The sequence below is a fragment of the Moorena sp. SIO3H5 genome (genome assembly GCF_010692395.1).
GTDB lineage: Bacteria > Cyanobacteriota > Cyanobacteriia > Cyanobacteriales > Coleofasciculaceae > Moorena.
In genome coordinates this window covers 1-13,242 of record NZ_JAAHHS010000214.1, presented here as the reverse complement: position 1 = coordinate 13,242, position 13,242 = coordinate 1, and the positions used below count along the sequence as shown (strand labels likewise).

General features: G+C 43.4%; 10 protein-coding genes. 5 read left to right on the top strand and 5 right to left on the bottom strand.

Going from position 1 to position 13,242, the window contains the following annotated elements; all coding sequences use genetic code 11:
• Positions 1–147: 147 nt before the first annotated feature.
• Positions 148–969: a SirB1 family protein gene (locus F6K52_RS21455; protein WP_293082341.1), complete on the bottom strand. Its 822-nt coding sequence runs from the start codon at positions 967–969 to the stop codon at positions 148–150.
• Positions 970–1,006: 37 nt separating this feature from the next.
• Positions 1,007–1,141, bottom strand: coding sequence for a hypothetical protein (locus F6K52_RS21450; protein WP_293082339.1), 135 nt, complete (start codon positions 1,139–1,141; stop codon positions 1,007–1,009).
• Between the two features lie 239 nt (positions 1,142–1,380).
• On the opposite strand from F6K52_RS21450, the gene F6K52_RS21445 reads away from it, so the two are divergent.
• From F6K52_RS21445 to F6K52_RS21435, 3 genes are all read left to right on the top strand, one after another.
• Entirely contained in the window at positions 1,381–2,994 is a 1,614-nt protein-coding gene (locus tag F6K52_RS21445) for an NHLP bacteriocin system secretion protein (protein ID WP_293082338.1), read from the top strand.
• A 92-nt stretch (positions 2,995–3,086) separates the two neighbouring features.
• Positions 3,087–5,312 (top strand): NHLP family bacteriocin export ABC transporter peptidase/permease/ATPase subunit, encoded by a 2,226-nt coding sequence (locus tag F6K52_RS21440; protein WP_293082335.1) that lies wholly within the window; start codon positions 3,087–3,089, stop codon positions 5,310–5,312.
• Positions 5,313–5,546: 234 nt separating this feature from the next.
• Positions 5,547–6,533, top strand: a complete 987-nt coding sequence (locus F6K52_RS21435; RefSeq protein ID WP_293082334.1) for an aldo/keto reductase — start codon at positions 5,547–5,549, stop codon at positions 6,531–6,533.
• A gap of 246 nt (positions 6,534–6,779) precedes the next feature.
• Here the strand turns inward: F6K52_RS21435 and F6K52_RS21430 are convergent, their stop codons facing one another.
• From F6K52_RS21430 to F6K52_RS21420, 3 genes are all read right to left on the bottom strand, one after another.
• On the bottom strand, positions 6,780–8,021 hold the full coding sequence (locus tag F6K52_RS21430; protein ID WP_293082331.1) for an SH3 domain-containing protein: 1,242 nt from the start codon (positions 8,019–8,021) through the stop codon (positions 6,780–6,782).
• A 186-nt stretch (positions 8,022–8,207) separates the two neighbouring features.
• Positions 8,208–9,086 (bottom strand): universal stress protein, encoded by an 879-nt coding sequence (locus tag F6K52_RS21425; protein WP_293082328.1) that lies wholly within the window; start codon positions 9,084–9,086, stop codon positions 8,208–8,210.
• A 384-nt stretch (positions 9,087–9,470) separates the two neighbouring features.
• Positions 9,471–9,647: an NblA/ycf18 family protein gene (locus F6K52_RS21420; protein ID WP_293082323.1), complete on the bottom strand. Its 177-nt coding sequence runs from the start codon at positions 9,645–9,647 to the stop codon at positions 9,471–9,473.
• A gap of 389 nt (positions 9,648–10,036) precedes the next feature.
• On the opposite strand from F6K52_RS21420, the gene F6K52_RS21415 reads away from it, so the two are divergent.
• Both F6K52_RS21415 and polA read left to right on the top strand, forming a co-directional pair.
• Positions 10,037–10,348: a hypothetical protein gene (locus tag F6K52_RS21415; RefSeq protein WP_293082319.1), complete on the top strand. Its 312-nt coding sequence runs from the start codon at positions 10,037–10,039 to the stop codon at positions 10,346–10,348.
• Positions 10,349–10,508: 160 nt separating this feature from the next.
• Positions 10,509–13,242: DNA polymerase I (polA, locus tag F6K52_RS21410; protein ID WP_293082315.1), on the top strand; the 2,734-nt coding region annotated here is incomplete at its 3' end.

Below are 13,242 nucleotides of genomic sequence, written 5' to 3'. Positions count from 1 at the left end.
CCAAACAGACAAGTGGGAGGTTTAACTCCAATTACCGTTTGACCACTTCTCACTTGGGCAGCAATAAATTGCACCTTGACCGTTTTATACCGGATTGTCCCGATTAATGACGGTTTAAGAGTATCTCATGCCCATCCATAGAAGCCTTTACCCATCTGCGATCTGTTGAAGTAACTTACGAATAATATCAGCATCCTCAGCTTGGGGCAGGATTTCCAAATAACGTTCCAAATCCTGGCATGCTTCTAATAAATATCCCAACTGGGAGTAAATCAGCCCCCGATCCCGCAGTTCTCCGGGTGCATTAGGAAACAGCAACAACATGCCCTCAACTGCAGCCAGTGCTCTAGGTAAGTCTTGGCGATTGAGATATATTAATTTAAGATTCATGAGCATCCGTGCCAACAGCTGCCGATTACTCACCGGTGCAAGGAAACGTGGTTGTAGGGTTACCGGATGCCCATAAATTTGGGTAAGTCGTTCCTCGCAGTCTTGTTGAAATAAAATCTCACCACCATCGAAAGCATCTACAAAGATCCCCACCTGCTCAAACTGTGGGCGAATTAGGAAATGCCCTGGCATGCCAATACCAACCATGGGAAAATCAAGGCGTCGAGCCACTTCCAGGTACACTACCGAAAGGGTAATCGGAATACCTGTGCGCCGATCAATTACCTGATTGAGGAAACTATTACGGGGATCGTAGTAATCACTGCTATTGCCCGCATATCCTAGGTCATCATAGAAATACTGATTCAGAGTCTTAATCACTCGCAGGGGATAGCGTTGCTCAGGCAAACGCTCCTCTACTTCGGATGCCATGGTATCTAAGGCATTTAGGTAATCATCAATAGCCAGATCCGGGTATTCTTCCTGAGCTATGTAAAGCGCTGCTTTTGCCAAATTAATTTGGTCATCTGGCTGATTTATTTCTGTGTAAAACCCTTGACGCCCTGAGGTAAAGTCCATCTAAAATTCCGTCAGATACTCTGACTATATAGTATTTTTATTTGATATCTAAATATATAGCAATTCTACGACTTGTGAGGTACAAATTTATGGTTTTTAGGGAGCAGGGAGCAGGGAGCAGGTAAGAGGGAAAAGAGAAGAGGGAAGAGGTAAAAAATAGTGTGTACCTCATGAGTACTATAAACGCTATAATATTGATGGAAAAAGGGAATAGGGAACAGGGAATAGGGAATAGGGAATAGGGAACAGTGTCAAGATATGCGAGGATTTTTTAGTGTTATGATAAAGCTCCGAAGTTCCTTGTTACCTTTCATCACAATTCATCTATAGTATTATTTTTAGATTTAATAGAACTCTCACTGTTCACAATTTAAATAGGATTGCTATATCACTCCACAAGTTCATCTAAAGATGTTCAAGAACAAGAAAAGTCTGTTTCGCCAAGAATCACTTGAACGGCTATCTTCCCCAGAACGGCTGGATCAGTTGATGCAAGTGGTTAATCCTAGGGATTGGCTACCAATAGCTGCTTTGGGGGGTTTGGTGTTTTTGGCTGTGATTTGGAGTATTTTTGGACGGATTCCCATCACTGTCACCGGTCAAGGAGTACTAATCCGTCCCCGGCGGCTAGTACAGTTTCAGTCCACTATATCTGGACAGTTGGACTCTCTAAATGTCGGGGAGGGGCAATGCTTTGAGAAAAATTATGTGCTGGCAACCATTGACCCATCTGAACTCAAAAAGCAGTTACAGCTGCAACGGAGGAAACTAAGTCAATTGCAGGTACAGGATAGAGATAGCAATTTAATTTCAACTGAGCTAACCCAATTGGAAACGGATGCGATCGCAAAGCAGCGAGCTAGCTTACAGCAACGGTTGCAAGATGCCATGGCTCTGACTCCTGTACTAAAAGAGAAAAACTTTACTGCGATCGCTCGACAGCGTCAAAGTCTCAACCAACAGCTGCGGGATGCCATGGCTCTGACTCCAGTATTACAGGATAAGGGATTGAAAGCGATCGCACAGCAGCGCCAAAGCTTAGAACAACGGCTAAGGGATCTTATAGCTCAAGTCCCAGTTTTCAAACGGAGATGGCAAAAGCGTCAGGAACTGTCGGCGGTAGGGGGAATTGCGGAAGATGCGGTTTTACAAGCGGAACAAGACTATCGCCAAGCCGTGCAGAGTATCTCGGAGCTGGAAGCACAGTTGAAGCAACTGGATTTTAGTGAAACTGAAACACAAGGGACATACGTACAGAATCTGAGTGTGATTAGTGAGATTCAAGTAAAATTACAGGAACTCAGTGTTCGAGAAACTGAGGCTCAACAAAAGTATTTGGATAACCTCAGTAATATATCCCAAATCAGAGCACAGTTACAAGAGTTGGATACCAAGGAAAAACGTTTAGACCAACAGAATTTGGAAAGTTCTAATCAACGAAGCAATCAGATTCAGGACGTGAAGCTGGAAATTGCTCGACTCGAAAAGCAAGTGGCAGACAAGAGTAAAATTCTGAGTGCTTACGCTGGGTGCGTTGTAGAAATTGCTGCTGCTAGGGGACAAGTGGTTCAACCCGGAACCCAGCTCGGCACAATGACAGTTAAGGGAAAAATTCATGGCATGGAGGGCATTACCTATTTCTCGGTCAAGGACGGGAAAAAGATTCAACCAGGAATGGTGATTCAAATTACACCGGATACAGTTAAGCGGCAACGATTTGGTGGCATTATGGGTAAAATAACCTCAGTTTCACCCTATCCTGTAACTCGTGAGGGAGCAGCTAGTGTAGTTGGGAATCCAGAAGTAGTAGATAATCTGATCGGTCAGGGGGGAGCAATTATAGAAGTCTACGCTCAATTAGAAGCAGATAATACCACCTTTAGTGGCTACCAATGGTCATCTTCTGATGGTCCAGACTTGAAAATTTCTGCCGGAACTACTACCACCGCTAGGGTGAGAGTAAAAGAGCGTGTGCCGATTACCTTTGTCTTGCCGATTTTGCGGGAATGGAGTGGGATTTATTGAAGGTTTAAAGGTTGAAAGTTGAAAGTTGAAAGTTGAAGGTTGAACGCGCACGCGTGGCCTTTGGCCAAGGTTGAAGGTTTAAACAGTAAACAATGAAACAAAAACGAATCAAAACCCCCACTCTGTTGCAAATGGAAGCAGTAGAATGTGGTGCCGCTGCTCTAGGAATTATTCTGAGTTACTATGGTCGGATTGTGCCATTAGAGGAACTTAGGGTTAGTTGTGGTGTGTCCCGCGATGGTTCTAAAGCATCTAATTTGGTTAAAGCTGCTAGACGTTATGGAATGCAAGCCAAGGGTTATAAAAAATCCCTGGCTAACCTTAAAAAATTGCATCCTCCGTTTATTGTGTTTTGGAATTTTAATCATTTCCTAGTAGTAGAAGGATTTAGGAAAGAAATCGTCTTTCTCAATGATCCAGCTGCTGGTCCACGACGGGTCTCCAGCGAGGAATTTGATCAGGGTTACACGGGGGTAGTGCTGGTAATTGAACCAGGATCAGAGTTCAAAAAGGGAGGTCAAAAACCCAGTATTACTTTAGCGCTATGGTCACGACTAAAAGGGTCTATTCCAGCAATTACATACTGTATAATAGCAGGATTTTTATTAGTTTTTCCTGGCTTAGTTATTCCCGTATTTAATCAAATTTTTGTAGATAATGTGTTGGTCGAAAGTCGCACTGATTGGCTACGTCCCTTGATTTTAGCCATGGCAATTACGGTACTCCTACAGGGGGTGCTGACGCTGTTACAATTGCGGTATTTGAGACAACTAAAAATTAAGTTATCCGTAGGAATGTCCAGCCAATTTCTATGGCACATCCTGCGATTACCAGCGAGATTTTATGCCCAGCGGTTTGCTGGAGAAATTAGTAATCGGGTTAAGCTAAATGACAAAGTGGCTGACGTGCTTTCGGGTCAGTTGGCAACAACAGTGATTAATTCCGTAATGGTAATCTTTTATGCCCTAGTGATGTTTGCCTATGATGGAGTACTCACTGTAATTGGTATAGTTTTTGCCTTGGTAAATGTTGTGACCTTACAATGGCTGGCTCGTAAGCGGGTGGATAGCTATATGCAATTAGCCCTAGACCGGGGTAAGGCAGCTGGGGTAGCGATCGCTGGACTACAGGGCATAGAAAGTGTAAAGGCATCCGCAACGGAGTCGGATTTCTTTGCGAGGTGGTCCGGTTACTATGCTAAAGCGGTTAATGGTCAGCAGAAACTGGAAGTAGCAAACCAGGTTTTAGGAGTTTTACCGCCTTTGCTAACCTCCTTAACCTCTATGCTGATTTTGGCGGTTGGGGGTCTAAGGGTAATGGAAGGATCTCTCAGTATTGGGATGTTAGTGGCTTTTCAAAGCTTGATGAACAGTTTTCAGAAGCCTGTCAACCAGTTAGTCAGTTTTGGCAGTACTCTCCAGGAACTCGATGGTGACCTCAATCGCTTGGATGATGTATTGGGCAACCCGATTGATCCCCAGTTGAGGGAAGGGTTAGCTCAAACCGCTCATTCCCCTAACCGACCCCAAGATCCAGTGGCAGGTCGAAGGGGAGATCAAGGAGAATCTGATTCATTCCCCACTCTCCAGGTCTGCCTTCAAGGTCATGTAGAATTACGCAATATTACCTTTGGCTATTCCCGGATAGATGGACCGTTAATTGAGAACTTTAATCTGAGCCTGAAACCTGGTCAAAGGGTAGCGCTAGTAGGGGGTAGTGGTTCGGGAAAGTCTACCATAGCAAAAATAATAACTGGTTTATACCAACCTTGGTCAGGGCAGATTCTATTTGATGGGATTCCAAAAGAGCAGATTCCCAGGTTGGTGTTGACGAATTCCTTAGCAATGGTAGAACAGGAAATCTTTCTGTTTGGCGGTACAGTGCGGGATAATCTGACATTGTGGGATAAGACAGTACCCCTGTCTGAGATAGTGCGCTCTTGTCAGGATGCGGCAATTCACGAGGTGATTCAGGCACTACCTGGGGGATATGAAGCCCAACTGATGGAAGGAGCTGGGAATTTAAGTGGGGGTCAGCGTCAACGTCTGGAAATTGCTAGAGCTTTAGTTAATGACCCAGCGATTTTAGTGATGGATGAGGCAACTAGTGCCTTGGATGGGTCAACGGAAACGATTATTGACCAGAATCTCAGGCGTCGGGGTATTTCTTGTATTATTGTAGCCCACCGCTTGAGTACGATTCGAGATTGTGATGAGATTATTGTTCTGGAGCGGGGTAAGGTGGTGCAGCGGGGTACCCATGAGGAATTGTGGCAGCAAGGGGGAGTTTATGGGCAGTTGATTAGTTCTAGTTATTAGCTAAGTATTCAGCCTACCGCTGTCAGCGGTCAGCTTAAAATAAACCTCATTTGGGAGAATTTAAGAGTTCGAGATTTGCCCATCTAAGCATTAGCTGATAGTACCATCTGTAGCACCATCTGTAGCGCATTAGCTGATAGCTTACAAACGTTAATACCTAAGCATTTAGCTGAATGCTTACCTTGTAAAAACCACGCTAAAATATGGGCAAAGCTACTGTAGAATAGGCGAGCGATGACACCCAAAACAACTCGACGTAAGTTTATCGTGACCAGTGTTGCTGCTGCCGGTGGTATTGTTGGAAGTGCAGCATGGCATCAACAGCAGTCTCAACTGTCAGCAAAAGCAGCTATTCAACTGCCAACAGCAGCTACAATGCCAGAACGAGTGTTAGGTAAAACGGGGGTTAAGGTTCCAATCTTTGGGTTGGGAGGTGCAGGACAAACCCCTTTGTCGAAGATGAATCGAGAAGCTGATGCCGTCGCTCAAATTGAAGCAGCGTTAAAGTTTGGAATTCGTTATTTTGATACCGCAGCTAGTTATGGTCCCAGCGAATACTATATGGGTAAGGTATTACCTGCTTATAGATCTAATCTATTTTTAGCAACAAAAACAGCACAACGAGATCGAGATGGGGCTTGGCGAGAGTTAGAGCGATCGCTTAAACGCCTTCAAACTGATTCTATCGATTTATGGCAATTACATCATGTTTCTTTTCACGAAACGTTAGATCAGATTTTTAGTCCCAATGGCGCTATCAAAGCCTTTGAAGAAGCAAAAGAACAAGGAATTGTCAAATATTTAGGTATTACCGGACATCACGAACCGGATGTGATTGCAGAGGGGTTGCGGCGCTATCCCTTTGATACTACCTTAATTTCTCTGAATGCGGCAGATGTTCACCATCCTCGTCCTTTTGCCAAAACTGTTTTACCAGTGGCGCGAGAGAAAAATGTAGGAGTCATTGCTATGAAAGTTCCAGCTTATGGCAGGTTATTCAAAAATGGTGTGTTAGATGGAATGGAGCAAGCCATGGGTTATGTATTGTCTCTAGAGGGAGTACATTGTTGTATTATTGCTGCCGAATCCGTCAAGCAATTAGAATCTAATTTTAAAGTAGCCCAAGCATTTCAATCCTTAAGTTCACAACAAATGACTGCTATTGAAGCACGCACAGCTTCTGCTTGGCAAGACAATACATTTTTCCGGAAGTGGACTTAGAAATATAGCAAGGTGTAGGCTTGATACTTACAGATCAGCAGTAGGGTGCGTGATTGACACACCCTACAATTTTCGCAGCATCGCCTATCAAAAATGCTGCGATATATAGCAGTCGCCAGGGCAGTTAGCACATGACAAAAGTCTCAAACCTAAGTAAGCGCAAGAGTTTGAATTCTGAATTCTGAATTCTGAATTCTGACTTCTGACTTCTGACTTCTGACTTCTGACTTCTGCTAGATCTAAGGCTTAGCCTACTGGTCCTGACGGCTCTTGTGCCTTAAACTCAGGACAATAGATCAGATACTTGCCAGTAACATAACCTTGTAAGGGCGCAGAAATAGGAACCCAGCCATTACTACCACGATTAACAATCGTTACCTTAGAACCATCAGCAATAATCCCAATAATATCACCGTCAAATGATGGTGATTTACGCACATTTAAACCCTGTGGTGCTGAAACTTCCCGACAATTCTCTTCCGATGGTGGTGGTTTTGGACAAGGTTTTATTTTAATAAACTTGCCAGACACATAACCGATTATGGGTTCTGAAATCTTCACCCAACCATCTGCACGTATACTCTCAATCTTGACCTCAGTACCATTTTTTAATGTACCGATACTGGGACCACCAGGAGTTGAACGCACCATCAGATCACTACCACTAGTGGTAACTGTACCACACTCTTTTTTGGCGGTGGGGCAGGGTTGAAGATACGCCTCAGATACATAACCTTTCTGGGGAGAAACAATCGGTACCCAACCATCACTACTAGTACCCTTGATAGTGATTTTAGTACCATTTTCTACAACACCGACAATAGTACCACCAGGAGTCGCACGCACATTAAGCGGGTTACCCTTAGTTGATACTAGACGACATTCTTCTTTGGGAGGAGGTGGTGGACAAGGTTTAAGATACCGGTCGGAAACATAACCCTTTTGGGGAGAGACAAGCTGTACCCAACCATTAGTACTGCTATTGATGATAGTGACTTTAGTGCCATTGTCTAAGTCACCAATAATCCTACCACCAGGACTCTGACGTACATTCAGACCCTTGCCAGTATTGGTAGAAACTATGCGACATTCCTGCTTAGGTGGTGGTGGACAGGATTGGAGATACTGCTGAGAAATATAACCTGACAAGGGAGACGAAATTTTTGCCCAGTCTTGGTTTACTATTTGCTCAAGGGTAACCTCAGACCCGTTTTTGACGAAACCGATAATCCGGTAATTGCTACCGGGTCCACTGCGGACATTGAGATCACTGCCTCTAGTGACCACTTTGCGGCATTTGTCTGTAGCCGCAGCTAGTTGAAATTTTGCTTGGTTCTCAAATGAGATGTTTTCTAAACGAGAGGATGGGGTAAATTGAGCGATCGCAGGACTAGTAGCATAAGATGGCGCAGGAAAAGCTGTAAAAGCTAGCGCCACAGAGATGCACACCACTAGTAATCTTCGCCAACCACTAATCTTTGTGATCATATGTTGGATTTATTATTCACTACCAAAGTGGAATGGCTTTATTTTATTAGAAGCCCCGAGAAAACCCTATATAGCACTACCCATTCAGATGTTTGACATGGCTAAACTCAGAAACGTTAGTCTAGCTGACTTCTGACTTCTGACTTCTGACTTCTGAGGCTAAGCGTAGCGCTATACTCTCGATTCCTAGCTTCGTGGTGGCAAGAATAGAACAGGGTGCCAGCTGCTGCGCATTAAATCACCGGCTAAGCTACGGACTGACCAATCTAAGAATTTTCCTTTCTGATCGGAAGAGATTGCGATCGCAGTAATATCAAATTCTAAGGCTGTGTCTAAAATCTCTTCACGGGCATTTCCCACTCGCACGTCTGTATTGACCTGTAAGCCAAGCTGTTCTAACTCTGCTTTTACTAGTTCTAGCTTGTCTTGAGCTTTTTGTAGCTGAGGCTCCTTAGATAATTCTCTGCGCCCCCCTTCGCTGACTACCCACAACAGCATACACTGCTTGAGTGAGTCATCTGGTGCTTGTTTAGCATACTCTTTGACCCTTTCCACGACATAGTTCGAGGCTGTAGTGCCGTCATAGGGAATTAGCAAATACCGGAATAGATGTTTGCAGCGTAGATCGAGTTCTTCGCAGGTGTAAGCTGAAATCAGTTGTGGTCGCAGCATTAGCAATGGTGTACTACATTCCTTGGTCAAGGTTGCTGTAGTGCTACCGAAAAGCTTTTCTTGTAATAAGCTGCGCACTGGCGTGCCAATCAGTATGACATCAGCATCGTAACGTTTGGCGATTTTAGGAATACTGTCACTAGGACGACCTGAGGTCACTTCGATGTGAACCTCTACCCCTTCAGGTATATTGGTCAAACCCTTTTCAAAGCGCTGGCGAGCTTGTTCTATTCCTTCTTCATCAATGCGAGGTATTTCTCCCTCTTCCCAAAGCGGAACAAAGTGGCAGAAGATGATTTTCTTAAGCCCACCAGCCGCTAAACTGGGGACAAACTCTACTAGCCGATATAAACCGTCAGAGAAATCGGTGCAGATTAGGCAATGCTGAAACATATGCAGGGAGGATGGCTTTTTCTTAGAGTTTCTTTCAGACTAGAACAATTTACAATTACTTTCGATAGTTTTGCATTAATTTATACAATTTTATAAACTATTGTTCCTGACTTGCCTAGAGTGAATTAGGTTATTCCCAATCCGTTAGCTATCAGCTTAAGCGCTACGCGCATATGCTTACCTTTAAGCAAGCTTGCCGTGATATTATTCAAGATTATATTAGTTAACAATAAATTGAATCAATTAATTTTAATTTTAATTAAATCTTAATATAATTCGAGTTGACGCCCCAGCATCCCCAGCTCCTTTCCTACCTACGGAATTGAGCAAGAGAAGGAGGTCGCGACTCAATTAAGGTGAATAACAATCAGACTAGGGCTTTAGCTATAATCCCCAGTCGTGTTTTAGGACTTCTTTGTACATTGTTTCACGCATCATCATTTGCTCATAGAGTTTGATTAGGAATTCCTGAGCTTGCTCACGGCTCATTTTCTGGACCTGAGATTCAAAGGACCGTAGGTTAAATTTTTGTTCCAGGGAAAGTTCTACTGGTTTAGACATAGTTGAGCTCCTTAAAAACTAATCATGGGTTTTGGCTGGCTAGAGCAGCCCTAGTTTAGATCAGGCTAGGTATCGGTAAATGTATCAACCGTTAACCTAACTTACCTTTAATTAAGAATCGTAACAATTATTTGACAAAATGACCAGAATTTGATCCATTATGACGTTATATATGACCTAGACTATTTCTAGCAAGTTCCCTGGCTAGGATTGATGCTGTGGAATTCGGTATATAGCGCTACCTGCAAGTTATAAGTCAGAAGTCAGAAGTCAGAAGTCAGAAGTCAGCGATTACTTACGTTTGCTGAGTTTAGAAATGTCAAACATCTTAATGCTTAGTGCTATAACTGTTTCTTATACTCGATAAAACATAATTCGATAAAACACAATTGGTCGCGGCCTTGGGTCGCACCTGTAGAATAGCCATCAGGGGTGGAACTGGCATCTTGTGTAGAACTGGCATCTTGCCAGTTTCCTCCTTATTTGTGGAATGGCCATCAGGGGTGGAACTGGCATCTTGTGTAGAACTGGCATCTTGCCAGTTTCCTCCTTATTTGTGGAATGGCCATCAGGGGTGGAACTGGCATCTTGCCAGTTTCCTGGCTTATGCGATCGCTTTTAGCGGAAGTTTCGCTTCATCGCGCAGCGTGACCTACGGTCAATCGCATCCCCGAGATACAACAAGCCCCCTAACGGAATAGTAGTTTATTCAATATAGTTAAATAAAGACTAGCTAGTTGACCAAGACCCTATACAGTTAACGATTCAACCTTTGTTAATTACCTGCTCAGCCTCACTTAATCCGGAATTCCCTGGCTGTCAACAAACAAGCAATCGCTACAATGCCGCTACAATAGGGCTATGCCTAGATCTACTACTACTTCTGACAACTCTCCCCTGATCCCTGATGAGTCCGCAATGGCAGCATCCCCCCTACTGATCCTAATTGATGGTCATTCTCTGGCTTTTCGCTCCTATTTTGCTTTTGCCAAAAGTCGTCAGGGTGGATTACGCACCAAAACTGGAATTCCGACCAGTGTCTGTTTTGGCTTCATTAAATCCTTGCTAGAGGTAATGGAGTCAGAAAACCCGAATGCGATCGCAATTGCTTTCGATACCAAAGAAGCCACCTTTCGCCAACAAGCCGATGCTAGTTATAAAGCCAATCGTAGCGAAACACCAGAAGATTTCATCCCAGATGTCAAGAATCTCCAGCAGTTACTGGAAGGGTTAAGAATCCCAGTAATAACCTCTCCTGGTTATGAAGCTGATGATGTATTAGCAACCTTAGCTCACCAAGCTATTGATCAAGGCTATCGGGTCAAAGTTGTATCTGGCGATCGCGATTTATTTCAACTCGTTGCTCCAGATAAAGGGATTACCGTTTTATATCTCAGTGGTGCCTTTGCGAGAGGGAGTGCTACAGTTGGCCCAACGGAATATAGCGTAGAAGAAGTAGAAGCAAAATTGGGAGTATTACCCTCTCAAGTCGTGGATTATAAAGCCCTCTGTGGGGATCCATCCGATAATATTCCTGGAGTTAAGGGCATCGGAGCAAAGACTGCAGTTAAGTTACTCAAAGAATACCAAAACCTCGATAATATTTATGCTTCCCTTGATACTATTAAGGGTGCGGTTAAGAAAAAGCTGGAAGTCGGTAAGTTAGATGCTGAGCATGCTCGCTTTTTGGTTCAATTGCGATTTGATACTCCTATCGATATTGATTTAGACCAGTGTCAGCTCCAAGGATTTGATCCTAAGGTGCTCAAACCGCTATTGGAGAAGTTAGAGTTAAAGTCATTTATCAGTCAAATAGATAAACTACAGCAGCGTTTTGGTGGCGTAGTGCTAGAGGATATCCAAACTGATGCCCCAAATAATACTGATAGTGATACTGATAGTGATACTGATAGCAATACTGATACTCAGGAAGATCAGGGTATTTCCTTTTTCAGTGCAGCGGAAACGGAAGAGTATCAACAGCAAGGGTCTAATACTGGTTCGATTCAACCACAAATTATCGATAACGTAGACAAGCTCAATCAATTAGTTGAACAGCTAAAATACTATACCGATGCTGGAAATCCTGTGGCTTGGGATACAGAAACCAGTGATTTGGAACCACGGGATGCTCAGTTGGTGGGGATTGGCTGTTGTTGGGGAAAAGAATTTACTGATGTTGCTTATATTCCTATCGGTCATAAGGATGGGACTAATTTAGATAAGGATATAGTCTTAGAATCCCTACGTCCAATTTTAGAAAGCTCAGATTATCCCAAAGTCTTACAAAATAGTAAATTTGACCGACTAGTGTTCCGTTGTAACGGGATTCAGCTAGCAGGAGTGGTATTCGATACGATGCTAGCGAGTTATGTACTCAATCCCGAAACTAGCCATAAACTTAGTGACCTAGGGCTGCACTATTTAGGAATAGAAGCAAAAAGTTATGAGGACTTAGTTCCAAAAGGGAAAACTATCGGAGATTTAGACATTCCCACGGTAGCGGATTACTGTGGGATGGATGCTTATACCACCTTCGGAATAGTTTCTAAATTGCGAGAAGAATTGGCGAAAATTCCAGCTTTGCAGGAATTGCTGCTAGATGTAGAGCAACCCCTCGAACCGGTATTAGCTGATATGGAATACCAGGGGATTAGTATTGATAAGGATTATCTGGAACAGTTCTCTCAACAGCTGGAAAAGGATTTAGTGGCAATTAAACAGCAAGCCTATCAAGATGCTGGACAAGAATTTAATTTAGGTTCCCCTAAACAGCTGAGTCAGTTACTGTTTGAGAAACTAGGGTTAGATCGTAGGAAGTCTCGTAAAACTAAAACGGGTTACTCTACCGATGCTACTATCTTAGCTAAATTACAAGGAGACCATCCAGTAGTAGATGCTGTTCTGGAATACCGTAGTTTATCTAAATTAAAATCTACTTATGTGGATGCTTTACCAGCACTGATGCGTTCTGATACTAAACGAGTACATACAGATTTTAATCAGACCGTGACCACAACTGGTAGACTATCCTCCTCTAGTCCTAATTTACAAAATATTCCTATTCGTACTGATTTTAGTCGCCAGATTCGGAAGGGTTTTATTCCAGAATCCGGTTGGCTGTTGGTATCCGCTGACTATTCCCAAATTGAGTTACGAATCCTAGCCCACTTGAGTCAAGAGCCAGTGCTAGTAGAAGCTTACCAAACTCAAGCGGATGTCCATACCCTGACAGCGCAAATGTTATTTGATAAAGAAGACATCACTGCTGAAGAGCGGCGCTTGGGTAAAATAATTAATTTTGGCGTAATTTACGGCATGGGAGCACAACGGTTTGCTCGGGAAGCTAAGGTATCCGCAGCTCAAGGAAAAGAATTTATTGATCGATTAAACCAGCGCTATCCTCTAGTGTTTGCTTATTTAGAGGAAACTAAGAAAAAAGCGATCGCACAAGGCTATGTAGAAACTATACTCGGACGCCGTCGCTACTTTAGCTTTGGTGGTAACAGTCTTAGAAGGCTGCAAGGTAAGCCTCTCGATCAGATTGATCTCGATAAACTTAAGAGTATCAATCCTTATGATGCTGGGTCATTAA